This is a genomic window from Streptomyces sp. NPDC104202, assembly GCF_055584185.1.
This window is the reverse complement of record NZ_JBVJMN010000001.1, coordinates 122,786-146,002: the sequence shown is the minus strand read 5'-3', so window position 1 is coordinate 146,002 and position 23,217 is coordinate 122,786. Positions and strand designations below refer to the sequence as shown.

The 23,217-nt window shown below is 72.6% G+C and carries 23 protein-coding genes and 1 pseudogene; 7 read left to right on the top strand and 17 right to left on the bottom strand.

From position 1 onward, the window contains the following. Positions 1-160 precede the first annotated feature (160 nt). On the bottom strand, positions 161-898 hold the full coding sequence (locus ACZ60W_RS00685; protein WP_469753143.1) for a VOC family protein: 738 nt from the start codon (positions 896-898) through the stop codon (positions 161-163). Positions 899-1,108: 210 nt separating this feature from the next. Between ACZ60W_RS00685 and ACZ60W_RS00680 the strand changes: the two genes are divergently transcribed. Next, entirely contained in the window at positions 1,109-2,014 is a 906-nt protein-coding gene (locus ACZ60W_RS00680) for an arginase family protein (protein WP_469753142.1), read from the top strand. A gap of 70 nt (positions 2,015-2,084) precedes the next feature. Here the strand turns inward: ACZ60W_RS00680 and ACZ60W_RS00675 are convergent. Beyond that, positions 2,085-2,252, bottom strand: a pseudogene (locus ACZ60W_RS00675) (hypothetical protein); the annotation flags it as partial. Positions 2,253-2,405: 153 nt separating this feature from the next. Here ACZ60W_RS00675 and ACZ60W_RS00670 point away from each other — a divergent pair. Further along, a complete protein-coding gene (locus tag ACZ60W_RS00670) occupies positions 2,406-3,347 on the top strand; it encodes an SMP-30/gluconolactonase/LRE family protein (protein ID WP_469753141.1) in 942 nt (313 codons plus the stop codon). An 82-nt stretch (positions 3,348-3,429) separates the two neighbouring features. Here ACZ60W_RS00670 and ACZ60W_RS00665 read toward each other — a convergent pair whose 3' ends face one another. The 3 genes from ACZ60W_RS00665 to ACZ60W_RS00655 are packed head-to-tail and all read right to left on the bottom strand — an operon-like array spanning position 3,430 to position 6,763. Beyond that, entirely contained in the window at positions 3,430-4,284 is an 855-nt protein-coding gene (locus tag ACZ60W_RS00665; protein ID WP_469753140.1) for an SDR family NAD(P)-dependent oxidoreductase, read from the bottom strand. Next, entirely contained in the window at positions 4,281-5,225 is a 945-nt protein-coding gene (locus ACZ60W_RS00660) for an alpha/beta fold hydrolase (protein ID WP_469753139.1), read from the bottom strand. Before ACZ60W_RS00660 ends, ACZ60W_RS00665 begins: the two co-directional genes overlap by 4 nt. Next, positions 5,222-6,763 (bottom strand): flavin-containing monooxygenase, encoded by a 1,542-nt coding sequence (locus tag ACZ60W_RS00655; protein WP_469753138.1) that lies wholly within the window; start codon positions 6,761-6,763, stop codon positions 5,222-5,224. The genes ACZ60W_RS00660 and ACZ60W_RS00655 overlap by 4 nt, the downstream gene beginning before the upstream one ends. Positions 6,764-6,850: 87 nt before the next feature. Between ACZ60W_RS00655 and ACZ60W_RS00650 the strand changes: the two genes are divergently transcribed. Then, positions 6,851-8,077 carry a PucR family transcriptional regulator gene (locus ACZ60W_RS00650; RefSeq protein ID WP_469753137.1) on the top strand — a complete coding sequence of 409 codons (1,227 nt, stop codon included), beginning with the start codon at positions 6,851-6,853 and terminating at the stop codon, positions 8,075-8,077. Between the two features lie 168 nt (positions 8,078-8,245). Then, complete coding sequence (locus ACZ60W_RS00645) at positions 8,246-8,443, top strand: hypothetical protein (RefSeq protein WP_469753136.1); 198 nt, start codon at positions 8,246-8,248, stop codon at positions 8,441-8,443. Between the two features lie 228 nt (positions 8,444-8,671). Here ACZ60W_RS00645 and ACZ60W_RS00640 read toward each other — a convergent pair whose 3' ends face one another. The 3 genes from ACZ60W_RS00640 to ACZ60W_RS00630 all read right to left on the bottom strand — a co-directional run bounded on the left by ACZ60W_RS00640 (position 8,672) and on the right by ACZ60W_RS00630 (position 10,759). Further along, a complete protein-coding gene (locus ACZ60W_RS00640) occupies positions 8,672-8,938 on the bottom strand; it encodes a hypothetical protein (RefSeq protein WP_469753135.1) in 267 nt (88 codons plus the stop codon). Between the two features lie 186 nt (positions 8,939-9,124). Then, positions 9,125-9,667, bottom strand: coding sequence for a DUF3710 domain-containing protein (locus ACZ60W_RS00635; RefSeq protein WP_469753134.1), 543 nt, complete (start codon positions 9,665-9,667; stop codon positions 9,125-9,127). Between the two features lie 141 nt (positions 9,668-9,808). Then, the gene (locus ACZ60W_RS00630) at positions 9,809-10,759 is read right to left on the bottom strand and encodes an ArsR family transcriptional regulator (protein WP_469753133.1); all 951 of its coding nucleotides are present in this window, start codon (positions 10,757-10,759) and stop codon (positions 9,809-9,811) included. An 84-nt stretch (positions 10,760-10,843) separates the two neighbouring features. Here ACZ60W_RS00630 and ACZ60W_RS00625 point away from each other — a divergent pair, with 84 nt between their 5' ends. After that, positions 10,844-11,917 (top strand): alpha/beta hydrolase family protein, encoded by a 1,074-nt coding sequence (locus tag ACZ60W_RS00625; RefSeq protein WP_469753132.1) that lies wholly within the window; start codon positions 10,844-10,846, stop codon positions 11,915-11,917. Positions 11,918-12,048: 131 nt separating this feature from the next. On the opposite strand, the gene ACZ60W_RS00620 is transcribed toward ACZ60W_RS00625, so the two are convergent. The 4 genes from ACZ60W_RS00620 to ACZ60W_RS00605 form a co-directional block, all read right to left on the bottom strand. Beyond that, on the bottom strand, positions 12,049-12,390 hold the full coding sequence (locus ACZ60W_RS00620) for a hypothetical protein (RefSeq protein ID WP_469753131.1): 342 nt from the start codon (positions 12,388-12,390) through the stop codon (positions 12,049-12,051). Between the two features lie 480 nt (positions 12,391-12,870). Continuing rightward, positions 12,871-13,602, bottom strand: a complete 732-nt coding sequence (locus ACZ60W_RS00615) for an ATP-grasp domain-containing protein (protein WP_469753260.1) — start codon at positions 13,600-13,602, stop codon at positions 12,871-12,873. 192 nt (positions 13,603-13,794) lie between these two features. Further along, positions 13,795-14,163, bottom strand: coding sequence for a hypothetical protein (locus tag ACZ60W_RS00610; RefSeq protein WP_469753130.1), 369 nt, complete (start codon positions 14,161-14,163; stop codon positions 13,795-13,797). A 96-nt stretch (positions 14,164-14,259) separates the two neighbouring features. Further along, positions 14,260-14,994, bottom strand: a complete 735-nt coding sequence (locus tag ACZ60W_RS00605) for a dienelactone hydrolase family protein (protein WP_469753129.1) — start codon at positions 14,992-14,994, stop codon at positions 14,260-14,262. Between the two features lie 324 nt (positions 14,995-15,318). Between ACZ60W_RS00605 and ACZ60W_RS00600 the strand changes: the two genes are divergently transcribed. Further along, complete coding sequence (locus ACZ60W_RS00600) at positions 15,319-16,083, top strand: hypothetical protein (RefSeq protein ID WP_469753128.1); 765 nt, start codon at positions 15,319-15,321, stop codon at positions 16,081-16,083. 157 nt (positions 16,084-16,240) lie between these two features. Here the strand turns inward: ACZ60W_RS00600 and ACZ60W_RS00595 are convergent, their stop codons facing one another. Beyond that, positions 16,241-17,977 (bottom strand): amidase, encoded by a 1,737-nt coding sequence (locus ACZ60W_RS00595; protein ID WP_469753127.1) that lies wholly within the window; start codon positions 17,975-17,977, stop codon positions 16,241-16,243. 170 nt (positions 17,978-18,147) lie between these two features. Here ACZ60W_RS00595 and ACZ60W_RS00590 point away from each other — a divergent pair, with 170 nt between their 5' ends. Then, positions 18,148-18,873, top strand: a complete 726-nt coding sequence (locus ACZ60W_RS00590; RefSeq protein ID WP_469753126.1) for a TetR/AcrR family transcriptional regulator — start codon at positions 18,148-18,150, stop codon at positions 18,871-18,873. A 242-nt stretch (positions 18,874-19,115) separates the two neighbouring features. Here the strand turns inward: ACZ60W_RS00590 and ACZ60W_RS00585 are convergent, their stop codons facing one another. The 4 genes from ACZ60W_RS00585 to ACZ60W_RS00570 form a co-directional block, all read right to left on the bottom strand. Beyond that, complete coding sequence (locus ACZ60W_RS00585; RefSeq protein WP_469753125.1) at positions 19,116-20,567, bottom strand: amidase; 1,452 nt, start codon at positions 20,565-20,567, stop codon at positions 19,116-19,118. Positions 20,568-20,699: 132 nt separating this feature from the next. Next, entirely contained in the window at positions 20,700-21,041 is a 342-nt protein-coding gene (locus ACZ60W_RS00580; RefSeq protein ID WP_469753124.1) for a hypothetical protein, read from the bottom strand. Positions 21,042-21,172: 131 nt separating this feature from the next. Further along, the gene (locus tag ACZ60W_RS00575; RefSeq protein ID WP_469753259.1) at positions 21,173-22,477 is read right to left on the bottom strand and encodes an MFS transporter; all 1,305 of its coding nucleotides are present in this window, start codon (positions 22,475-22,477) and stop codon (positions 21,173-21,175) included. Positions 22,478-22,494: 17 nt separating this feature from the next. After that, the gene (locus tag ACZ60W_RS00570) at positions 22,495-23,034 is read right to left on the bottom strand and encodes an ArsR/SmtB family transcription factor (protein WP_469753123.1); all 540 of its coding nucleotides are present in this window, start codon (positions 23,032-23,034) and stop codon (positions 22,495-22,497) included. Positions 23,035-23,217: the final 183 nt, after the last annotated feature.

Below are 23,217 nucleotides of genomic sequence, written 5' to 3'. Positions count from 1 at the left end.
CCCTCGGCGTGATTCCGGCACGGCTCGGACCCGTGGACCTTCCCGTGTCACCCGTCGGCACCCAGGCCCGAGGCCCTGCCGACGACTCGACGACTCGACGACTCGATGACCTGACGACCCGACGGCTCGATCACCCTCTGCCCTCGGCGGTCGCCCCAGGTCAGCGGGGGCTGAGGAGACAGAACTCGTTGCCCTCCGGGTCGGCCAGAATCCGCCACGACAGGGCGGACTGATCGATGCCGGGGTCGGTGGCGCCCAGGGCGCGGAGGCGGGCTTCTTCTGCTTCCGGGTCGGCACCGGGGTACGGGCTGACGTCGAGGTGGACCCGGTTCCAGACACGCTTGGCGTCCGGTGTGCGGACGAACTCCAGGTAGGGGCCGACGCCTTGTGCGGATCGCAGGGATGCCTGGTCGTCGCTGACCTGGTGCACCGTCCAGTCCATCGCCCCACCCCAGAACCGGGCCATCCCTCGCGGATCGGCGCAGTCGACCACCACGGCAGCGATCGGCCCCGTGTCCTGGTAGATCGGCCGGGGCTCCAGGACGCAGAACTCGTTGCCCTCCGGATCTGCCATGACCGTCCAGGGGACATCGCCCTGACCCACGTCGGCGAGCGTCGCGCCCAGATCCCGGAGGCGGGCGACCGACTCCTGCTGCTGGGCCGTCGATGTGGTGGCCAGGTCAAGGTGCACCCGGTTCTTCACCGTCTTGGTCTCCGGGTCGGCGACGAGGTCGATGCAGACGGCCGCAGGGTCGGGATACGCGAAGCCCACGGGCTCCAGATTGGTGATCCCCGGTCCCTCGCTGTCGAGCCCCCAGCCGAGCACGTCGGCCCAGAAGCGGCCGAGAACGGCGTCGTCCTTGGCCTTCATGTTGATCTGCACGAGTCGCGTCGCCATGGCGCAGATCCTAGACTCCGTCCGCGCGCGCGGCGTCCTGAGCGTAGGCCGCCTCTGGCGGGCAGGGCAGGAAGCCAACCTGACCCTGTGGGGAAGACACCGCGCGCCCTGAACACCCCGTTCCCCTGCGCGGTGTGGGCCCGGCTGCGCCCCGCCGCCGTCCGCTCGGGATCATTGCGCTCGTACGGCAAGGCCGTGAGGATGGCTCGCATGCGGAACACCGTGATCATCGACGCCCCCTCCAACCTCGGTCTGCGCCCGCCCGCCCCCGGCACCGTGCCCGGCTGTTACAAACTCGCCGGAGCGCTGCGTGAGAACGGGATCGTGCGGCGGCTCGGGGCCGTCGAGGGCGGGGTGGTCGTGCCGCCGAGGTACGACCGGGGTGACTGGCAGGAGGGCGACGGGGTGTTCAACGCCTCCGCCCTCGCCACGTACACCGTCCGGCTCGCCGACCGCATCGAACGCCACGTGTCGGCCGGGGACTTCACCCTCGTCCTGGGCGGGGACTGCTCCATCCAGCTGGGGGCCGCGCTGGCCCTCCGCCGGCTCGGCCGTTACGGCCTCGCGTCCGTCGACGCCTCCCCGGACTTCCGCAACCTGGGCAACTCGGACCGGATCGGCGCGGCCGGCGGCGAGGAGCTGGCCCTGGCGACCGGCCGGGGGCAGGGCGATCTGACGGACCTGGAGGGTCTGCGGCCCTACCTCCGCGACGAGGACGTGCGCGTCCTCGGCACGCGGGACGTCTACGCGGACGATCCTGAGATCACCCAGCTGCGGGAGCTGAAGATCCCCCTGGCGACCGTCTCCGACCTGCGGGCAGGGGGCCCGGGCGAAGCCGGCTCGCAGACCGCGCGCAGCCTGGAGACGACGGATCTGGAGGGCTTCTGGGTCCACCTGGACGCCGACGTGCTCGATCCCGGCGTGATGCCGGCCGTCGACAGTCCCGACCCGGACGGGCTGCTTCCCCGCGAACTCACCGCGCTGCTCCGCCCGCTCGTACGCTCGCCGCGTTGCGTGGGTCTCAACGTCACCATCTACGACCCCGACCTCGACCCCGAGGGAACAGCGGGCGCTCTGCTCACCGACCTCGTCGTCGAGGCCGTCGCCGGCGACTGACAAGCCGCCGGACCGGGCACTCCGGACCTGGCTGCGCACGGCCGGAGTGCCCGGCCCACGGCCTGCATGCCTACGACTCCCCGGTGAGTCGCGGCCATGCCGCCTCGCGCAGGAGGCGCAGGCCGTTGAGGCCGACGACGACAGTGGAGCCTTCGTGGCCGGCGTCGGCGTCGGCGGTCTCCAGGGCGAGGTCGGAGCCGGCCTTGCCCAAGGCGACTCCGCAGTGGGCCGCTGCCACGCCGGTGCGTCCGCCGAGAGACGTCGGCGCCCCGGACATTGGAGTGGCCCGCGGGCGGCCGGGCGGCGTGGTTCCCCCCTCGCGGCCGACGCCTCTTCCTATGGTCGGCGCAGGCACGGCAGCGGGCCGGCCGCTCAGACCCGATGGGGAGTCATGGTGCGTACGACGACCAGGTCCGGAACGGTGAAGCTCGCGCGCGGGAAGGGGCGTCCCACCGACCGATGGGCGCGTCGGCTCGCCGCCGCGGTGGGCCTCCTCACGCTGTGCTCGCTGCCCACGGCGACGGCGGGCGCGACCCCCTCGGCCGGCCCCCGGCCCACAGCTCCTGCGCCCCTGTACGTGTCGGACTACGGGAACAACCGGGTCGTCGCCCTGCCCACCGCGGGAGGCGACCAGGCGGCCGTGCCCTTCGAGGGACTCGTACGGCCGACGGGCCTGGTCGGCGACGCGGCGGGCCGCCTCTACGCGTCCGACACCGGCAACAACCGCGTGGTCGTGACGTCGGTCCGCGGCGGCGGTCAGTCCACCGTCCCGACCGACGGCCTGTCACGTCCCCTCGGACTCGCCCTCGACCCCACCGGGAACCTCTACGTCGCCGACAGCTTCAACGACCGGGTCGTGAAGGTGTCCCTCGCGAGCGGCACCCAGACGACCGTCCCGACCACGGGGCTCCTGCACCCCTGGGGGCTCGCCCTCGACGCCGCCGGCAACCTGTACGTCTCCGACTTCGTCAACGACCGTGTCGTCAAGGTGGCCGCCGACGGAAGCGGCCAGTCCACGCTCCCCACCGTCGGCCTCTCCCAGCCGACCGGCCTGGCGCTCGACCCGGCGGGCGACCTCTACGTCTCCGACAGCGGCAACGACCGCGTGGTGAGACTCGCGGCCGGCGGCGGCCAGTCCACCGTCCCCACCACCGGTCTCAGCGACCCGCTCGGCCTCGCCCTCGACGGCTGCGGCGGCCTCTACATCGCCGACGGCTTCCACAACCGCGTCGTCCGCGTCCAGGAGACCGGCGGCGGCCAGACCACCCTCCCGGCCACCGGCCTCAACACGCCGACGGGCCTTGCCTTCCTGCCGCGGGTCGCGCGTCCCTGACGGCCGACGAGACTCGGCAGGGAGAGGGGACGTCGTGGACCTCGACCAGACCCCGCGAGCCCGGCATGAGCGACGGGCCCCCCTAGCGAGCGCCGAACAGCCTCCGTTCGAGGGCGGCGGCCAGCCGGGGGTAGGCGCGGGGAAGGAGACGGACCAGGCGGTCGGCGTTCCTGGCGTCGGAGCCGACGCGGATGCGGGGGGATCCGGCCTCCACTCCGTCGACGATGATGCGCGCGGCCTGCTCGGCGGGCATCTTCAGGAGCTTCTCGTTGTAGACGCGGGTGCGGGCGAGCTCGGCGGCGGTCGGGGTGAGGCCCTGGTCGCGGGCCTGGGCGAGGGTGGAGGTGGCGATGTCGGTCTTCACGCCGCCGGGGTGGACGAGGGACACCCGGACGGGGAGGCGCTCGGTCAGCATCTCGGTGCGCAGGGCTTCGGTGAAGCCGCGGACGGCGAACTTGCTCGCGCAGTAGGCGGAGAGGGCGGGCTGGGCCAGGTAGCCGTTGAGGCTGGAGACGTTGACCACGTGGCCGTCGCCCGAGGCGATGAGGTGGGGCAGGAAGGCCTTGGTGCCGTGGATGACGCCGAACAGGTTGACCGACAGGGTGCGGTCGTACACCTCCCAGTCCGCCTCCAGGACGGTCTGCCCGCCGCCGCTGATCCCGGCGTTGTTGTAGATCTGGTGCACCACCCCGTAGTGCGCCGCGACGCCCGCGGCGTAGGCCAGTACGGCGGCGCGGTCGCCGATGTCGAGGCGGGCGGTGTGGACCTCGGCGCCCAGCGCCCGGGCGCGTGCGGCGGTCTCGGCCAGGCGGGTGTCGTCGACGTCGCAGACGGCCAGACGGGCGCCGCGCTTGGCGAGCTTGAAGGCCAGGTGGCGGCCGATGCCGGAGGCGGCTCCGGTGACCACCGCCACCTTGCCGCGCACACTGCTGTTCATACGGGCTCTCCTGCTGGTGGGGTCGGCGCGACGCGGGCGCCGGGCGTGCGGGCGAGGGCGGTGACGAGGTCCGTCAGACGGTCGAGGACGCCGGGAGCGAGGTGGTGCCCCATGCCGGCGATCTCCACGTGGCGGGCGCCGCGGATCGCGGCGGCCGTGGCGCGGCCGCCGCTGGGGTGCACGAGGAGGTCGCGGTCGCCGTGGACGACGAGCGTCGGGGCGGTGATCCGGCCCAGTTCGGCGGTGCGGTCGCCGGAGGCGCGGATGGCGTCGATCTGCCGGGCCACGGGCGCACCGGAGCGTCTGCCACCGCAGCGCTCCCACACGGCGGTCGCCCAGGCCCGCTCCAGTGCCTCGTCGGCGGGGAACCCGCGGCCGCCGATGTGCGCCACCAGGTGGAGGTGCCGGGCGACCGACTCCTCGACGGTGCGCGCAGCGGGCGTGACGAGCCGCGCGACGGTCGACCAGGCCGGCCTGCCGACGCGCCGGTGGCCGGTGGTGGAGAAGATCGAGGTGAGCGTGGCGACGCGGTCGGGGTGCCGGGCCGCGAGGGTCTGCGCGATCATGCCGCCCATCGACATGCCGACCACGTGGGCCCGTTCGATGCCCAGGGCGTCGAGCAGGCCCAGCGTGTCGGCCGCCATGTCGCCGAGGTCGTACGCGTCGGGGCGGGGGCGCGCCAGCAGTTGGCGCGCCCGGCCCGGCGCCGGGGCGTCGATCCGGCTGGACCGGCCGGCGTCGCGGTTGTCGAAGCGCACCACCCGGAAGCCGTGGCCGACGATGCCGTCGACGAAGGGGGCCGGCCAGGAGGTGAGGTCGAGCCCCAGCCCCGAGATCAGTAGGAGGGGTTCGCCGCCGTCCGGGCCGTGCGTCCGGTACGCGAGGCGCGGGCCGGCCGGAAGGTCGACGAACCGGTCCTCCGGGTCGGCGCCGCCCGTCACGCCGTCGCCTCCGCGCGGACGGCGGCCCGGGAGAACGCGAGCTCCGGGTCGGTGACGCCGCCCGTGCGCAGCAGCTTCACGTCGTCCCGGTAGTCCATCGACGTCAGCCAGGGCATTCGGTCCCCCTGGCGGGGCAGCGAGTCGACGGCGCGCCGGACGTAGCCGGCGCCGAAGTCCAGGAGCGGTCGGGTCGCCATCCCGGGGTCCGACGGTTCGGGCCGGCACGTGTCGTGGCCGTGGGCGTCCATGTGGGCGAGGAGCCTGCAGAAGTGCTCGCAGAGCAGGCCGATCTTCAGGGTCCAGGAGGAGTTGGTGTAGCCGATGGCGAAGGCGAAGTTCGGCACGCCGGAGAGCATCATGCCCTTGTAGGAGAGGGTGTCCGCCAGTCGTACCTCCTGGCCGTCGACGGTGAGGCGGATGCCGCCGAACGCCTGGACGTTCAGCCCGGTGGCGGTGACGACCACGTCCGCCTCCAGCTCCCGGCCGGACTCCAGCAGGACGCCGCGCTCGGTGAAGGCCGCGATCCGGTCGGTGACCACGTCGGCCCGGCCTTCCCGGATCGCACGGAACAGGTCGCCGTCGGGGACGGCGCACAGCCGCTGGTCCCAGGGGTCGTACGGCGGGTTGAAGTGCACGTCCACCGGATAGCCGGCCGGCAGCTGCCGGGCGTTGACCCACCGGATCAGGCGCCTGGCGGTCTTCGGGAACCTCTGGCAGAAGCGCCAGACCAGACGCTGCTGGACGATGTTCTTGCGCCGGGTCAGCGCGTAGCCCCGCCGCTCGCCGACGAACCTCTTCAGCGTGTTGGCGACCACGTCCGCGCGCGGCACCGGCATCACGTAGGTCGGCGTGCGCTGCAGCATGGTCACGTGACCGGCGGTCCCCGCCATCGCCGGCACCAGGGTGACCGCGGTCGCCCCGCTGCCGATCACCACGACCCGCTTGCCCGCGTAGTCCAGGTCCTCCGGCCAGTGCTGCGGGTGCACGACCGGGCCCGGGAAGCGGTCCAGGCCCTCGAACCGGGGCGTGAAGCCCTCGTCGTAGCGGTAGTAGCCGCCCGCGCAGAACAGCCAGCCGCAGGTCAGGGTGGTGCGCTCGCCGGTGTCGGTGCGCTCGACCTCGACGGTCCACCGGGCCTCGTCGGTCGACCAGGAGGCCCCCAGCACCTTGTGGTGGTACCTGGTGTGCGCGTCGATGCCGTTCTCGGCGGCCGCCTGCCGCAGGTACGCCAGGATCCGCGGAGCGTCGGCGATGGACTGCTCGTCGCGCCAGGGCTTGAACTCGTACCCGAAGGTGTGGAGGTCGGAGTCCGACCGGATGCCCGGGTAGCGGAACAGGTCCCAGGTCCCCCCGGAGGCCCGGCGTGCTTCGAGGATCGCGAAGCTCTTCGACGGCAGTTCGGTCTTCAGATAGCGGGCGGCGCCGATGCCCGAGATCCCGGCTCCGACGATGAGGACGTCGAGGTGCTCGACGGCGGACCTGGCAGGGGACGTGGACACGGGCGGCTCCCGGCGGTGGCGGTGTACGAGTGGGTCCATCGTGGTGCGACGGCGACCCGGCAACAATGTGCAAACTGCACCATCAAGCGCTGTCTGCATGGCAATCCGCACCACTACGATGGGCGCATGTCGTGGCCGTCACCCTCGCCCAGGATCCGGGAACTCATCCGCCGGGGCGCCGAGATCGCGCTCACCCCCGCCCCGGAATGGCTCGCCGAGCTGGACGCGGCGACCCTGTCCGGCGAGGCCAGGCGGCAGATCGCCGCCGATCCGTCCCTGGCGGCCGGCACGCGCCGGACCAACCGCTCCAACCTGCTCTTCTGGGCCGCCTCCAACGTCCGCGCGCCGGGTGAGCCTGTCCCGCCCAACGACACGGAAGCGCCGCTGGCCGTCGCCCGGGACATGATCCGCAGAGGACTCGACGAGTCCGCCCTCGACGCCTACCGCGTCGGCGAGAGCGTCGCCGTCCGCATGTGGACGCAGATCGCCTGCACGCTCACCAGCGACCCGCAGGAGCTGCGCGAGCTCCTCGACGTGTCCCTGCGCTCGATCTCCTCCTTCGTGGACGACACCGTGAGCGCCATCTCGGCCCGCATGCGCGCCGAGCGCGACGAACTCACCCGCGGCACCCACGCGGAACGCCGGGAGACCGTCACCCTGCTGCTCGAAGGAGCGCCGATCACCCGGGAGCGCGCGGAGAGCCGACTGGGGTACCGCCTGCAGCCGGCCCACACCGCCGCGATCGTCTGGACCGACGCACCCGACGCAGACCTGAGCCACCTCGACCGGGCCGCGGACGCGCTCGCCGAGGCCGCCGGACAGCTGCGGCCGCTGAGCGTCATCGCCGGCGCCGCCACACGCTGGCTGTGGGTCCACGGCCGACCCGACGCCGACCGGGCACGTGCCGCCCTGGACCCCCTGCCCGACGTACGGGCCGCGATCGGCTCCACCGCGCCGGGCGTCGACGGCTTCCGCCGCAGCCACCTCGACGCCCTCACCACCCAGCAGATGCTCACCCGTCTCACCTCACCCTCGCGCCTCGCCTTCCACCACGAGGTCGAACTCGTCGCCCTGCTCACCGCCGACCCCGAACGCGCCGACCGGTTCGTCACCCGCACCCTCGGCGCCCTGGAGACCGCACCCCCCGAGATCACCGAGACCCTGCGCGCCTTCATCGCCGAGCAGTGCAACGCCACCCGCGCCGCCGCCCGGCTCTTCACCCACCGCAACACCCTCCTGCGCCGCCTCGCCCGCGCCGACGAACTCCTGCCACGCCCCCTGGCCGAGCACACCATCGAGGTCGGCACCGCCCTCAAGGTCCTCCAGTGGCGCGGACACCCCGGACAGCGCTGACCGGGCCACCAGGTGGTCCGGCGCCACCGCCGTGTGGCGCGCGGGGGAGGCGGGCACGCACGGTGCGGACGAAGCGAGCGCCTCAGGGGGCGCGCGCATGCGTCCAGGTGTGCGCCGGGAGTGCGGGGGCATACGGACGCCACGCCACCTAGGAAAGGAGTCCCGCGCATGCTGGGCATAGCAGCCGCCGTACTGTTCTTCGTCGCCTTCCTCATCAACGCCGCGGACATCGCCACCAACGACGTCTTCTCCTCGACGAACGTGATGCTGCTCGGCCTCACCGCGCTGGCCCTGCACCTCGGCGGCGTCGGAGGGGGTCGCTCTCACTCCACCACGTCCAGGCGCCGGCCCTGGTCCCGCTCCTGACTCGGAGCCCGAAACTCCGAGCCTGGCGCCCGGTCGGTCGACGTCGCCGGCCGGGCGGTGACGGGGCGCGGACGACCTGGCCCGGCGCCGCGAGGGGCCGGGCCAGGCGGCGCCCCCGTGAGGGCCGGCGACGAAGCCGGCCCGCTTCATCCGCCGCGTACGAACGACTCCCGCGGTCGCCACTCCGTGCCGGCGTGCACGATGAGCTCCGAGCCGGGCGGCGTGCTCCTACAGCCCGTCGAAACCGCGCGCGGGATCGTGGATGTCGAGCTCGATGACGACCACGAAGAAGGCCGTGACGACGTAGTGCACCATCACGTGGTCCTCCCAGACAGCGCGCGTCACGGAGTCGCCCGTGTAGGCGAGGTGGCTGCCGGCGCCCTCGGGGTCGGCCGTGATCCTCTCGACGAGGTTCAGGAACGCGGCCCGATCATCGGTCGGCATGTAGTCGCGGAAGCGTGCGACCTGTTCGGTGAACTGCACTCGTCTCTTCATCGAAGCCGGATTCTAGGGACCTGGCGGAGATTCCTGCGGGGTTTTCGGGGACCCCTGGGCACGAACCCGACCTCTGCGTCCCCCCCCCCACCGGTCGCGTGGCGAACCGTCTCTCGGTCCACTTCCCTTCCCTGATGGCGCCGGCCACCGGGGGCGGGCGCGGCCGGGGTCGGCGCCCGCCGCCGGCTACGCGCTCCCGGGCACCTCGACCGGAGGCCAACGCAGCTCCATCGCCGAGCCGCCCGGTGCCACGAGCGCCGTGCACGTGACGGTCGCCCCCTCGAACACCTCGTCAGGCCACGCGTCGCCGACCCCTGGCGCGGCCCCCGCCCCGGTGATGGTGCCCCGCAGCAGCCAGCCAGGACCCTGCCGGCCGACGAACCGCACCTCCTGGGTCCTCTCCGTGCCCCGAGGAGTGACCACAGGGATGCGGGCGTGGACCTCGATCCCCGACGCGCGGCCGCCGACCTCGGTCGCCGTGCCGCCGTTCCGCCGGAGCCGCGCCAGGAGCTCGAACCGTGCGGAGTCCCAGTCGCGTCCCGGCGACGCACGGAAGGCCTGGAGCTGTACGGCCGTCCGACCCGACACGGCGGTGACGGCGACGACGACGTCCTCGCTCACGGTGGTCATGGGGAGCAGCCGCACACCACTGCGGGCCGGCACGGTCAGTCCGTTCAGCTCGAAGTGTCCGGGAGTCGCCTGCTGCCAGTGGACCTCGTGGAACGTCACCTCGCGTACCCCCGTCGAACTCGTGCGCCGGCTGTACACGGCGTGTCGGCAACGACCCTGTCCCGGGACCGCGGCCTGGTCAAGTGCCGTTCCCGTCAGGGTCGTTCCTCAGCCGATCGTCGCGGGGGACCGAGGGCCGGGTCAGGCGCCCGCGACGAGGGTGCCGAGCGCCGTGCACCGGTGCGTGACGGAGCGGCCCGTGCGGGTCGTCGTCACCATGCCCGCCGATCTCAGCGCGGCCGCATGGGCCGAGGCGGTCGCGTTGCTGACGCGGAGGGCGCGGGCGAGTGACGTGGTGGTGTGGGGTTCGGCGAGGAGACGCAGCGCGTCCAGCCGGGTGCGGCCCAGAACAGCGGCCAGGGACTCGTGGACGGGGGCCCTGTCCGGGGTCGGTGGCAGTCCGGGTCCCGCAGGGAACGTCAGCACCGCGGGACGGCCTGGGACGTCCTGGAGCAGGGGACCCGCGGGGTGGTGGAAGGTGGGCAGCAGGAGCAGGCCGCGCCCGTCGAGGCGGACCTCGCGATCCGCCGCCGCGGGCCATTCCCAGACGCCGTGCCGGACCCGACTGCCCGGGGCCAGGAGCGTGAGAGCGGCGGCGGCACCGTGCTCGGCGACCGTGAGGGCGTAACGGGTGAACTCCTCGCGGTGCAGGTCCTGTACGACCGGCCACACCGGCGCGAGAATCGTCTCGTACGCGGCCTGCTGGGCGCGGCGCAGGGTGTGCCAGGCGGCCTCGTCGCCCTCGTACAGACCGTGGATCCAGCCGGGTGCGGCCGATGACCCGTAGACCCGCTCCAGTGCGGAGCGCACGGCGCCGGTGCTGGTGGCACGGATCTGCTCGAAGCCTTCTCCCATCGTGTCGCCGAGGACGTCGAGGAAGGCCGGCGGGCGGCCCGCCGGAACCAGGTCGGCCAGCGGGTCGGCGGCGACCGGCAGGGAACGCAGGACACGGCCGCGCCACGGCGAGAACAGCGCCCCGCCGCGCCGGGTCACCACCGTCGTCAGGGCGGCGTGCATCTCCTGCAGGGGCACCGGGCGGGAGGCGAAGCGGATACCGGCCCAGTCCTCCGCGGTGAAGTGGATGCGAAGCACCCGCACAACTCCTCGCGCTTGTCCGGCCTTTCGGCCAGGGCCTGAACCTTCGCGTCGCGACAGCCCCGGCCCAAGGATGCACATATGACTTCTCGACGCGCTCTTCTGCGAGGAACCCTACTCGGCACTGCCGCCGCGCTTCTCCCCACGGCCGCCGCGACCGCCTCCGACAGGGAACCCCACCTCCGGCTTCCCGCACCCACCGGCCCGCACCCGGTGGGCATGCGGACGGTCCACCTGACGGACCCGACGCGCACCGACCCCTGGATCGGCGGCGCGCGGGAGCTGATGCTGACCGTCCTGTACCCGGCTCGATCGCTACGCGGCTTCTCCCGGGCGCCTCAACTCACCCCGGACGAGGCCGAGGTGTTCGCCGCGTACGCACCGCACGTCCACCCGGGGCTGCCGGAACCGGGCCAGGTGGACTGGGGCACGGTCCTCACCCACGGACACGTGGGCGCACCGCCGCTCGCCGGGCGCCGGCCGGTGCTGGTGTACTCACCCGGCGGCGGTGACTCCCGCACGCTCGGCACCTCCCTCGCCGAGGACCTGGCCGGCCACGGCCACGTCGTCGTCCTCGTCGACCACCCCGGCGACGCCACACAGGTGGAACTGCCGACCGGGATGCGGACCACGGTCCTGACCGGCCCGCCGGACCCGGCGACCTTCCGCACGATGGTGGACACCCGCATCGCCGACCTCCGCTTCGTCCTGGACCGGCTCGGCAGCCTGCCGCTCGCGCCCGTCATCGACCCCCGCCGGATCGGGCTCTACGGGCACTCCGCAGGCGGGACGGCAGCGGTGTACGCGGCCTCCGGCGACCGCCGTGTCGGCGCGGTGGCGAACCTGGAGGGCTACCTCGACCTGCACCCGCCCGCCGGCATCGACCGCCCGCTGCTCCTGTTCCGCACCGACGGCTTCGACGGCGCTGCCCGCATCGACTCCTCCTGGACCGGCCTCACCGCCCGCCGCGGGGTGCTGCCCGACGCCGACCACTGGGCGTTCACCGACTACGGCTCGCTCGTTCCACAGCTCCAGAGGGCCGGTCTCATGACCGCGGCATCACGTGACGCGCTCGTCGGCACCGGCGCCCCGGCTGCGACGCTCGCTCACGTTCGGGCTCGGGTGGGCAGGTTCTTCGCCCGGCATCTGGTGTGACGGGCAGCCGTCCTCTCGAAGTGCCGCTCCGGGGCCCCCTCTTCCCAGGACGGTAGGGGCTGCAGTACGGCAGCAGCTCCGCCCCGTCCAACGAAGGGCGTGCCTGTGCAGGACGCGGCGATCGCCGATGCTCAGTCGGAGTCGTCGAACCAACTGCCGATGTTGTTCCACATGAAGCCGTCCTTCCAGCCGGGCCGTCCCTTGGACCAACCGTCGAAGGCCGCGATCACCTTGTCCTGGGAGACCGTCCTGGTCTGGTAGTGCTCGGACGCAGTTCCCGCACGGAACTCCAGCTGATAGGTGTTGTCGTCCCTCAGCCACACCTGTACGTACCAGTCGCCGGGCATCGCGCCGTCGCATCGCTCGACGATCGCGAAGGTGTTGCCTCGGCCGAGGTTGGCCACCATCCGGCTGAGGGCCGTGGGGCCCGGATTCTTGATCTGACGACCGCGTTCGTCGCTCGCTCGCAGCATGGCCCGATCATGTACCACAGCTCTGACAATCGGCCTTGACCAGGCAATTGATGAGCTACCCGCGTTCTGGTCCACATAAGCTCAGCCGGAAAGGGGGCGTTGATGGAATCACTGGGGACTCTTTTGGCGGCGGGAATATGGGGCATCCCCGTGGTCTGCCTGCTGGGTGTGGTGGTCGTGGGGGTGGGCGTCGCGCGATGGCGACGTCGGGCCATCATCGCTCTGGAAGAGGCCGAAGGCGCGCGAGGCGAGAACAGGGTGAGCAGGGGCGACGCGGGGTGAACCCGGCTTGGCCCTGCCGTGTCGCCGTCGACGTGCACGACGTCGACGCAGGGGTTGCCGTCGGCCCTGACATTCGTCGGAGGCGGAGCAGGTGACCACTCCCCGCGTGTGTGCCCGGAGGGAGTGGTCGATGCCGTGTCCCGAGGGGGCCGGCCAAGGGGGAGCCACCCTCGTGGCGCGGTACCCGACACCGAGGGATCAGCTGCGGGAGAACGGGCGATCCGAGGCCCTCACCTGGTCCTTCGGCCCTGCTGCCCGCAGCACGACGTCCAGTACGCGGGCCGGGTCGGAGGCGTACGCGTGCGAGAACCACGCCATGTTGGCCTCGACGACGGCCCAGCGGTGGCCCGGGTGGTAGGGATCGAGGAGTTGGCCGACGTCCACGACGACGGCGCTCGGCAGGGTGGAGCCCGCTGAGGCGACGAGGCGGTCGACGAACTCCCCGATCTCCGAGGCGACGGGGTCGTCCCGGTCGAGCGGCTGGGGGTCGAGCCGGCCGAACACCGCGTAGCGGCTGCCGATGGCGATCTGCCCGTCGAGGAGGAAGAGCCGGTACTCGGCGGCGAAGGTCACCACCTCGGAGAGGAGTACCGGAGTCGCCGGATCCAGACCCACGGGCAGCCGCGAACCATCCGCGTAGACGTCGGCCGCGAACGACTTCTCCCGCGGAGGCTTGACGAACGTCGGCTGCTGCAACGCCCAGGCGTCCAGGACCGTCGCCGCGCGCACGTCCCGCCCGGTGAACTCCTGCGGCAGCTCGGCCAGCCACTCATCCGTCGGCTCCAGCAGCGCCCATCCCAGCTCTCCCGCCAAGCGGGCACCCGCGGACGGACCTCCGTACCAGTACGCGGGTCCGGCGGCTCCGGACATCTCCTCCGCGGTGCGGACCGTCATCCCGCGCCCCGCTGCCTCGACGGCCAGCAGCTCCATCGTCGACGTCCGCCGCCCGGGCATGACAAGCACCGCAACCTCCCCCGTGATGTGTGGTGCCGTCAGGTTAGACCGCGTTCGTCTGGGCGGCTCCGAATATCCGGGCCGGGGTGGAGCGGCGGTACGTGTGAGCGCCCCGGTGGTCGGGACGACCCCGCTCGGCCGGCGAGCGGGGTCTGTCCGGCCTCGACCTCACGGGCGCTCCTCCATGCGGATGGCACGCCGCAGTTCCTCGGCCGCCTCGTGGCTCTTGCCCTCGCGCTGTTCCAGGAGCGCGGCGGCGATCGCGTCCAGCTTGCGCTGGACGGCGTGCGTGTCACGTAGTTCGGCGTTCTTCAGCAGGGCGAGGAGCAGGAGGTTGACCGAGGTCATGAGGTCACCGGCGAAGATGAGCCAGGACAGGGGCGGGTGGAGGAAGTGCAGGACGATGGTGCCGAGGACCAGGAGGACGCACAGGACGTAGAAGAGCGGGGAGCTGGTGATGTTCGACGCCCGGTCCGAGAAGGCGGCGAACCACTTCTGTGCGGCACCGCCCCGCTTGGCGGGATGATCAGTGGTCATACCCGCCATGTTCCCCGGACGCGCTCTCCGACCCCGGACATCACGGGATGGCGGCGCGTCCGGAACCCGTCGACAGCCGTGCTCGCCCTCACGGCCTCAGGCGGTGCGCGGCGTCACGGGCATGCACTCGGCGAGCAGGCCGACGATGTCCTGCCAGGCTCGCTCGGCGTGCCGTGGGTGGTAGGCGACGCCGGGAACCGTGACCTGGTCGACCGGCGGATGGTGGAAGGCGTGCTGGGCGCCGCCGTAGACGACGAGCCGCCAGTCGACGCCGGCGGCCTGCATCTCGGCGGTGAAGGCGTCGCGTTGCGCGGGTGGCATGATCGGGTCCTCCGATCCGACGCCGGCCCACACGGGGCAGCGAATGCGCGACGCCTCGCCGGGCCGGCCCGTGAGGAGTGCGTTGACCGTCCCGATCGCCTGGAGGTCGACGCCGGCGCGTCCGAGTTCCAGCGCCACCACGCCGCCGGTGCCGTAGCCGATGGCGGCGATCCGTTCGGGATCCGTCCGGGGTTCGGCGCGCACCACGTCGAGGGCGGCGTTGCCGATGTCCCGCAGGCGGTCGGGGTCGGCGAGGAGGGGAGTCGTGTGTGCCAGCATCTCCTGCGGGTCGGTGAACCAGCGCCCGCCGTTGATGTCGAAGGCCAGCGCCACATAGCCCAGTTCGGCGAGGGCGTCGGCCCTGCGGCGCTGGACGTCGTTGAGGCCGGGGCCTTCGGGCCCGACGAGGACCGCGGGGCGCGGATCGTCACCGGCGGGGAGTGCGAGGTGCCCGACCATGGTCAGGCCGTCGGCCGGGTATGCGACTGAGCGTGTGGTGACCGTCGTCATGACAGGGACTGTAGTGAGGGGAAGTGGCCGGCGGACCGGCCTTCACTGTCGGCGGAACGGCGCAGCGGCGGGGCCGCGTGCCGAAGAGGGCCGAGCAGCGCGGGCGGCGGAGGAGAACTCGGCCTTTCGTCTCCGCAGCCGAGGAGCGAGCCCCGCCGGCACGCGTGCACGGCGTCTTCGGCCGCTGGATACCGGACGCCGGACACGGGCCGTAGCCACGGCCTCGTACCTCACCGGGGGAGCTGTCGCCGGGCGGCGGGCGCTCCTGCCGCCTGCGATGCTGAAGGTGCGGGCACCGGGCCGTGTACACGGGAGGTGACGGTCATGGTCGATCTGGCGACGCGGCTGTCGCGGCGGTCGCGCCTACCGGACGCCGACGGGCAGGCGCCGTGGCCGGACCACGAGTACGCCCGGGGGTGGGGCGTGTTCGGCCTGCCCTTCGATTCCGGGCACGTGCTGGCGCTGCGGGTTTTCCCGCAGAGCTCCTTCGGCCCGTACCGCACGGTGTGGCACCGCACGCCCGAGGGCCGGTGGTCCATCCACGTCGACGGCCCCCCACCGGACCTCGCCTGCCCGCGGTACTACGGGCCCGCCTGCGAGACCATCGGCACCGCCCGCATCCGACTGGCCTTCACCGGGCCCGCCACGTTGCACGTGATGATGGACCGGCCGGCACTGGACTGGGTGCTCACCGCCCGTTCCACCCCGGTGCTCGCCGTGATGAACACGCTCTCCGGCGTCATGCCCCTGGCGACCTGGCGCGTCCGGGCCCTGGTGCGGGCCCGCGAGCAGGCCGCCCGCGCCCTGGGACTGGGGGAGATCCGGATGCGCGGCCGGATGCCCAGCGGTCACGAGGGCATCCTGATGCCCCGACGCATGTATGACGTCTCCGACGCGGCCGCGTTCCTCGACGGCGCTGACCTCGGGCATCCCGTACGTCTGCGCCGCAGTCCCCGGATCGGCGCGGTGGCGCTCCCCGCCCGCGGGATTCTCGCCGTCGGCCAGGCCGTCTGGCGGATCCAGGACACCGCCGAGCAGCCGTACGCCCGCGTGGAGGAGCGAGGGGACGGAACCTCCGGCACCTCCTGACACCTGCTCCCGTTCCCCTGCGCAGCCGTGGGGAGGACGTGGCCTGATGCCACGCCCCCCACGGAGCGGTCGGCGTCCGCTTGTCCGGCCGATGGATGCGGGAGGGCCGATGGATGGGGGAGGGCCGATGGCTGCGGGAGGCCCTGAGACCCGTCGGTCACTCCGAGGTCAGGCGCGGCGTGCGCGGCGGCGCCGTGCGCCGGTTGCCGGTGGTCTCGAAGGCGGCGGCGAGGGACAGCAGGGCATTGTCGTCGTAGGCGCGGCCGGCGAAGGTCAGCCCGACGGGCATGCCGGTGTCCGTCATGGTGCCCATGGGGACGGTGACGGTGGGGATGCCGAGGTGGCGGGGGACGAGGTTGCCGTTGGCGACCCAGACGCCGTTGCGCCAGCCGAGGTCGGCGGACGCGACGCTGACGTCCATGTCCGCCGGGCCGACGTCGGCGACCGCGGGGAAGACGACCGCGTCCAGGCCGAGGCCGTCCATCCACAGCTCCAGGTCGACGCGGCGCGTCTCCTCCAGGCCGCGCAGCCCCTGCTCGAGGTGCGGCATGTCGTCGACGGACGCGTACGGGCGCTCGCGCACGAAGCGGGGGTACTCCCCGATCGTGTCGTCGAAGCCGTCGTACCGGTCGGGCAGCTCGCCCTCCTGCTTGGGCCAGATGCGGGCGCCGTCGACGTCGGCCAGCGTGGAGAGCGCCGGGTCGCCGTTGGCGCGCAGGAAGTCGTCCCAGGCCCAGGCGGACAGGTCCTCGATCTCGAAGGTCAGGTACGCGCGGCTGACCAGCCCGCGGGTGAGCAGCGAGGGCGCTCCGGGCCGGTCGGACTCGTAGTGGGACACCACGGGGAAGTCGACCTCGACCACCTCGGCCCCGGCGGCCTCCAGGTCGCGGCGGGCGGCCTCCCACAGGTCGATCACCGAGGCGCGGGTCTCGACGCGCTGCCCGGTCTGGCCGCCGATGCCTCCCTCGGGGTTCGTTCCGGCGTCGGGGTCGGCGTTGATGTACATCCGGGGCACGCCGACGCGCTTGCCGGCGAGTGCGTCGGAGGCGGCCTCGGCGTCGGCGGGGGCGAGGGCCGGGTACGAGGCGGGGCGCACCTGCGACGCCGAGGGCAGCGGTATCCACGGCTGCGCGCGCCACAGGTCCCCGCGGGTGTGCGGGTCGTCGGCGACGATCACGTCGAGCAGTTCGAGCAGGTCGGCCATGGTGCGGGTGTGCGGGACCACGACGTCCATGGTCGGGACGAGCGGCCAGTTGCCGCGTACCGAGATCACGCCGCGGCTGGGCGTGTAGGCGCACAGCGCGTTGTTCGAGGCGGGGGCGCGGCCCGAGGACCAGGTCTCCTCGCCGAGGCCGAACGCGCCGAAGGACGCCGCCGTCGCCGTGCCGGACCCGTTGGAGGAGCCGGAGCCGTAGGCGCTGGTGAGCCACTCGGCGCTGTACGGGCTCTCCGCGCGGCCGTACACACCGCGCTGCATGCCCCCGTTCGCCATGGGCGGCATGTTGGTGAGGCCGATGAGGACGGCGCCGCCCGCGCGCAGCCGCTCGATGGCGAAGGCGTCACGCTGCGCGACGAGCTCTGCGAACGCCGGGGAGCCGGACGCGGCCGTGAGCCCTTCGGCGAGGTAGCTGTTCTTGGCGGTGTACGGGATGCCGTCCAGCGGGCCCAGCGTCTCGCCGCGGGCGCGACGGGCGTCGGAGGCCTCCGCGTCGGCCCGGGCGCGCGGGTTCATCACGACCATCGCGTTGAGAGCGGTGGCGGTGCCGGGCCGGTCGTAGGCGTCGATCCGCGCGAGGTAGGCGTCGAGCAGCTCGACCGAGGTCGTCTCGCCCTTCTCCAGCGCCGTGCGCAGGTCGGCGATACAGGTCTCCACGACATCGAATCCGCGCGTCATGTAGGTGCTCCAGGGTGGTGGGTAGGGCAGGCCGCCGGCCGTGGGGCGACCGTGCAGAGCCGGCCGTCACACTCCCCATCGTGCTAACTAGATTTTCAGTCTAGACTAAAGGTCTAGATGCTCGGAAGCCTAGACTTGGGACCTGGATTTCCGTCACTGAAAGTGAGCTCATGCCGACGTCAGACACCGGGCCCGCCCTGCCCGACCGTCTCCCCCCTGAGCAAGGCGGGATCGAGTCGGCGGGCGTCGCCACCGGCGCCAGATCGAGGCCGGCGGCCCGTGTCCCCACCGACCGGAAGCGTCAGCCCAGCGGGGACGACGCGCGCGAGCGGGCCATGCGCGCGGCCGTCAGCGTCATCGCCGAGAAGGGCACGGCCGCCCTGCGCATGTCCGACATCGCCGCACGGGCCGGCATGAGCACCGGCCACATCCTCTACCACTTCGGCAAGAAGGACCGGCTCCTGCTCGAAGTCCTCGCATGGAGCCAGGCGGACCTCTGGGCCCGGTTTCGGCAGGCCGCCGACGAGGCCGCATCACCCGCCGAGAAGCTTGACCTGTTCGTCCGCTTCTACCTCCCCACCCACCAGGGCGACGAACGCTACGCGCTCTGGACCCAGGTCCTGGCCCAGCATCACGACGACGCCGGCCGGAAGATCCTCACCGAGCTCCTGGACGGCTGGGACGAGCGCCTCGACTCCATCCTCCGGGAGGGGCAGGCCCTCGGACACTTCGCCGACGTGGACCTCCCCGAGTTCACCATCCGTGCCGTGGCCATGCTGAGCGGACTCTCCGAAGACGTGATGTTCGGACGCTCCCGCTGGCAGAACGCGTCCCCACACGCCTTCGCGCTCGCGGCCCTCCAGCGCGAACTGCGTCGTCCTCCCGATCGAGGGTGAGGGCGGCGGGGTGGGCGAAGTGGTGGGCGGAGTGGCGTGGTCAGGCCGGGCCGGGCACTCTCCCGGCCGGGCGGTGCTCGCGTCGCCGGAGCGGCCGAGATGACCGCTGCGGGTCCCGGTCGGTGTCGGGACTGCCGGCCGTCCTCCCGCGCCAGGCCGCGGCACGAGGGCCGGACGGGGCGCCCACCCCCGTGCGGCCTCCGACCCTCGTCCTCGCCGGACCCCCGGCGCGACAGCGGCTGCTACCTCGGTGCCTGGAAGCCGCCGATCCTCTGCTCCAGCAGTTCGGCCAGCCGGAGCGGGGTCCGGTCCTCGAACATCGGACCGATCAGCTGGACGCCGACGGGCAGGCCCTCGGGGGACAGCCCCGTGGGGACGGCGGTGGCGGGGAGGCCGGGCATGGTGGCCAGTCCCGCCCAGACGAGCTGGTCCAGGTACGGGTACGCGACGCCGTCGATGTCGATCTGGCGCCCCAGCAGATCGGGGTGATGGTCGTGGGGGAACGCGGGAGTCGGCGTGATCGGGCACACCACGGCGTCGAACTCGGCGAAGAACTGCCGCCAGCCGTGACGGTGGAACTCGCGACGGTCGTCCGCCTGGATCCAGTCGCGGTGGCTCGACGCCACTCCGCGCAACCGCGCCGCGGCGAGGCTCGGGTCGTCGGCACTCAGCCCGGCGGCGTGGGTACGCAGCTCCTCGTACGCGGCGAGGGGCAGACGAGCACCGGAGCCCGAGAACAGCAGCGTCATGTAGAGCGTGGCGGCTTCGGCCAGGTCGGGCAGCAACGTGCTGTGCCGTTCGACGTGGGCGCCGCCCTCGGCGAGCGCGTCGACCACCCGGCCCACACCCGCCCGAACGGCGGAGCTGGTCCCCAGGAGAGGATGCTCGTCGAGGACGAGGACCCGGAAGTCACTCAGGTGCGCGTGGCGTGCGGGCGGCAGCGTCAGGCCGTGTGCCACGCCCCGCGTCAGAGGGTCCGGCCCGGCCATGACGTCGAGCAGCAGCGTGAGGTCACGGGCGCTGCGCGCCATGGGGCCGACGACGGCGAGGTCGAGGTCGACCGGCAGGGCCGGCGCGGCCGGCGGGACCATCCCTCGGCTCGCCACGAGTCCGAGCGTCGGCTTGTGGGCGTACACACCGCAGAAGTGCGCGGGGGTGCGCAGTGAGCCGCCGATGTCCGAACCGATGGACAGCGCACCGAACCCGGCCGCCAGTGCCGCCGCCGATCCGCCGGACGATCCGCCCGACGTCCGCGCGAGATCCCACGGGTTGTTGGTGGTTCCGTGGATCTCGTTGAAGCTCTGCACGTCCTGCAGTCCCACCGGCACATTGGTCTTGCCCAGCACCACCGCACCCGCGTCCTTCAGCCGCGCCACCTGGAGCGCGTCCTCCGCCGGCATGAAGTCCCGGTACTGTGGCATGCCCCAAGTCGTCGGTAGTCCCGCGACGTTGTACGACTCCTTCACCGTCACGGGCACACCCAGCAGCGGCCGGTCCTCGCCACGGGCCCGCTTCTGGTCGGCCTCGTAGGCGGCGGCGCGCGCACGGTCGAAGTCGCGCACACAGATCGCGTTGAGCGCCTTGTCGCCCCGCTCGATGCGGGCGATCGCCTCCTCGGTCAGTTCCACCGAGGTCGCTTCGCCGGCACGCATCGCCGCCACGAGTTCTTCTGCAGTCCGAAGGTTCGCATCCATGAATCCGACCGTACGGGCCTCTCTGGGAAGCCATAAAATCCCGTTTCGCACAACGGCATTGACCGGCCGATCGATGATCGACGCGTCGGCTGAGAACGCCAGGGACGCCTGCCGCCGCTACACGCCCGCGGGCTACGCGGGACCGGACGACCCCGGCGTCGTGATGCGCGGGCAACACGTCCGGCAGGTACCGCGGTCACGTCCGCTGTTCATGGTGACGCACGACGGCGCGTGCACCGCATGGGATTCGATGCCGTCGATCATCTGCAGTGAGGGCAATGCCTCACGACTGAGCCGGCCCTGCTCGACCAGGTGCTGTGCGAGGGCGAACGTGTCGTCGAGGCCCAAGGCGATCTCGTCCGTCGGCACCCCGTGTTCGTCCAGCCAGGCGAGCTGCTCTGTGGCAGGTGCCGCGACCACGACGACCGCCGCGATCAGCATGCGCCGGTGTGCCGACAGGCCAGGAGTCTCCACGGCGTCATCGTGACACGAGGTCGTCCGACTCGGCGAACGGGCGGTCATCGCCTTGTACGCGTCGGTGAGTACCCCCCGCGTACGACTCTGTTCGCTGACGCGGGTCTGCGGTCCGGCCGTGTGCCCGGCCGTCACGCGCTGTCGGGTGTCGTCGCGTGGGTGGCCCGCGGGGATGCCGGAGGTGCGGGAGCGCCGGGCGGGTTCGGGGTCGGAGCCGGGGTAGGGGGCGTGGCCGCGTCGCGTATCGCGGCTTCGATCCTGCGGTTGCTGGTCATGGACGCCGTGACGGCCGTCATGGCCAGGAGGAGGGCGGCGGCGGTGTAGAGGGGGGTGCGGATGTCGTGAGTCGTGGCGAGCCAGCCGCCGAGGAACGCTCCGACCGGGGCGGCGCACATGGCGAGCATGCGGGAGGTGGAGGCGACCCGGCCGATGAGGTGGGCGGGGACGATGGTCTGCCGGAGGGACGGGGCGAGGACCATGGTGGCGCCCATGCCGGCACCGCAGACGGCGAGTGCGAGTCCGGCCACGTACGCGTGGGGGGCGGAGGCCAGGCCCAGGATGGCGAGTCCTTCGACGGCCGCCGTGCAGGTGAGGGCGGTGCCGGTGCCGAGGGTGCGGCCGAGGCGGGAGGCGATGGCGGCGCCGAGGAGGCCGCCGGTGGCCTCGGCGGTGAGAAGGAGGCCGAAGCCGAAGGCGCCGATGCCGAGACGGTCGTGTGCGAAGAGGGCGAGGACGGTCTCCACGGCGAGGAAGGCGACGTTTCCGACCGCCGGCCGGAGTGCGAGCCCCAGCAGGACCCGGTCCCGGAAGACGTACGCCGCGCCTGCTCGCGCCTGGCGAAGAAGCGATGCGCGGGCCTCCGGTACGGGCCGGGGCATGGCGGGCAGTGTCCGTACCAGCAGAGCGGAGACGAGGAAGGACACCGCGTCGGCGAGCAGCGGTACGGCGCGTCCGAGCGTGAGCAGCCAGCTGCCCGCGGGCGGGCCGGCGAAGCCGGACATGGCGGTCTGGGCGCCGCGCAGGCGGGAGTTGGCCCGCTCCAGGAGGACGGGGTCGCGGCGCAGCAGGTCCGGCAGGTAGGCGGTGGCGGCGGTGTCGAAGAAGAGGCCGCCCAGAGCCAGGAGGAAGGCGACCGAGGCCAGCAGGCCGATGCTCAGCACGTCGAGCAGGGCGGCGGCCGCGGGTATCGCGAGCAGTGCCGCACGGGTCAGGTCCGCCACCCACATCGTCCGCCGGCGGTCCCACCGGTCGACCAGCGCGCCTCCCAGCACTCCGAAGAGCAGCCACGGCAACGTTCCCGCGGCCGTCACGACGGCCAGCGCCATCGGGTCGCGCGTCAGGGTCAGCGCCAGCAGCGGCAGCGCCGCGTGCGTCACGCCGTCGCCGAACGACGACACCGTCTGCGCCGCCCACAACCGACCGAACCCGGTCGGCAATCCCACGTTTTCCTTGCTCACTCGGTCTCCCCCTCGCCCTGGACGCCCACCGCCGGGTGGAACAGTGCGAACACGAACGACGTGTCCGGCAGCGACGGATCCGACAGTCCCCGGTACTCCTCCGCGAGGGCCCGCAGCCGTGCCCCCAGTTCGGAGAACTGCTCCTCGGTGAGGCGCAGATGCATCATTCCCACGTGTCGCTCGCGGTCGGCCGGCGACGCCTCCAGGTCCGCCACCGCGTGCCGCATCAGCACATCCGGCCCCCCTTCGCCCGGGTCGGGCAGCACGATCGACCGTGCGGCCATCGCGTAGTACCGCTCGGTGACCCCGCGCACCTTCCGCGTCCGCACCACCTTCACCAGGCCGGCGCGTTCCAGCAGGCGCACGTGGTAGCTGGAACTGCCCTTGGCGAGGCCCATCCGCTCGGCGATCTGCGTGATCGTCGCCGGTTCGAAGCGGAGTACGGCCATGATCCGGTGCCGCGTCAGATTGGAGACGGCACGCATCTGTTCGTCGGTCGTGACGTGAAGCGTCCGGGGAACGTCGTCGGTTGGCATGGGAGTAATGGTCAACGATTCTTGACCATTAGGCAAGTGCTCTTCGCCTAACCATCGGCCCCGACCCCCGGCCGGTTGTGCGCTGTCGTGCCATTTGCTGGGCGCGGGAGGTCAAAGTGGCCGGTCGAGACGCTCGTAGCGTGAGGGCGTGCCGAACCGCCGAGACGGCCGGCACCCTTCCCC

Coding starts and splice junctions, on each gene's coding strand:
- ACZ60W_RS00615 (WP_469753260.1), bottom strand. CDS start 13,602: ATGGAGCTGCTGGCCGTCGAGGCAGCGGGGCGCGGGATGACGGTCCGC.
- ACZ60W_RS00600 (WP_469753128.1), top strand. CDS start 15,319: ATGGTCGATCTGGCGACGCGGCTGTCGCGGCGGTCGCGCCTACCGGAC.
- ACZ60W_RS00625 (WP_469753132.1), top strand. CDS start 10,844: ATGACTTCTCGACGCGCTCTTCTGCGAGGAACCCTACTCGGCACTGCC.
- ACZ60W_RS00570 (WP_469753123.1), bottom strand. CDS start 23,034: ATGCCAACCGACGACGTTCCCCGGACGCTTCACGTCACGACCGACGAA.
- ACZ60W_RS00680 (WP_469753142.1), top strand. CDS start 1,109: ATGCGGAACACCGTGATCATCGACGCCCCCTCCAACCTCGGTCTGCGC.
- ACZ60W_RS00640 (WP_469753135.1), bottom strand. CDS start 8,938: ATGAAGAGACGAGTGCAGTTCACCGAACAGGTCGCACGCTTCCGCGAC.
- ACZ60W_RS00650 (WP_469753137.1), top strand. CDS start 6,851: ATGTCGTGGCCGTCACCCTCGCCCAGGATCCGGGAACTCATCCGCCGG.
- ACZ60W_RS00655 (WP_469753138.1), bottom strand. CDS start 6,763: ATGGACCCACTCGTACACCGCCACCGCCGGGAGCCGCCCGTGTCCACG.
- ACZ60W_RS00605 (WP_469753129.1), bottom strand. CDS start 14,994: ATGACGACGGTCACCACACGCTCAGTCGCATACCCGGCCGACGGCCTG.
- ACZ60W_RS00590 (WP_469753126.1), top strand. CDS start 18,148: ATGCCGACGTCAGACACCGGGCCCGCCCTGCCCGACCGTCTCCCCCCT.
- ACZ60W_RS00620 (WP_469753131.1), bottom strand. CDS start 12,390: ATGCTGCGAGCGAGCGACGAACGCGGTCGTCAGATCAAGAATCCGGGC.
- ACZ60W_RS00685 (WP_469753143.1), bottom strand. CDS start 898: ATGGCGACGCGACTCGTGCAGATCAACATGAAGGCCAAGGACGACGCC.
- ACZ60W_RS00585 (WP_469753125.1), bottom strand. CDS start 20,567: ATGGATGCGAACCTTCGGACTGCAGAAGAACTCGTGGCGGCGATGCGT.
- ACZ60W_RS00670 (WP_469753141.1), top strand. CDS start 2,406: ATGGTGCGTACGACGACCAGGTCCGGAACGGTGAAGCTCGCGCGCGGG.
- ACZ60W_RS00665 (WP_469753140.1), bottom strand. CDS start 4,284: ATGAACAGCAGTGTGCGCGGCAAGGTGGCGGTGGTCACCGGAGCCGCC.
- ACZ60W_RS00595 (WP_469753127.1), bottom strand. CDS start 17,977: ATGACGCGCGGATTCGATGTCGTGGAGACCTGTATCGCCGACCTGCGC.
- ACZ60W_RS00645 (WP_469753136.1), top strand. CDS start 8,246: ATGCTGGGCATAGCAGCCGCCGTACTGTTCTTCGTCGCCTTCCTCATC.
- ACZ60W_RS00610 (WP_469753130.1), bottom strand. CDS start 14,163: ATGACCACTGATCATCCCGCCAAGCGGGGCGGTGCCGCACAGAAGTGG.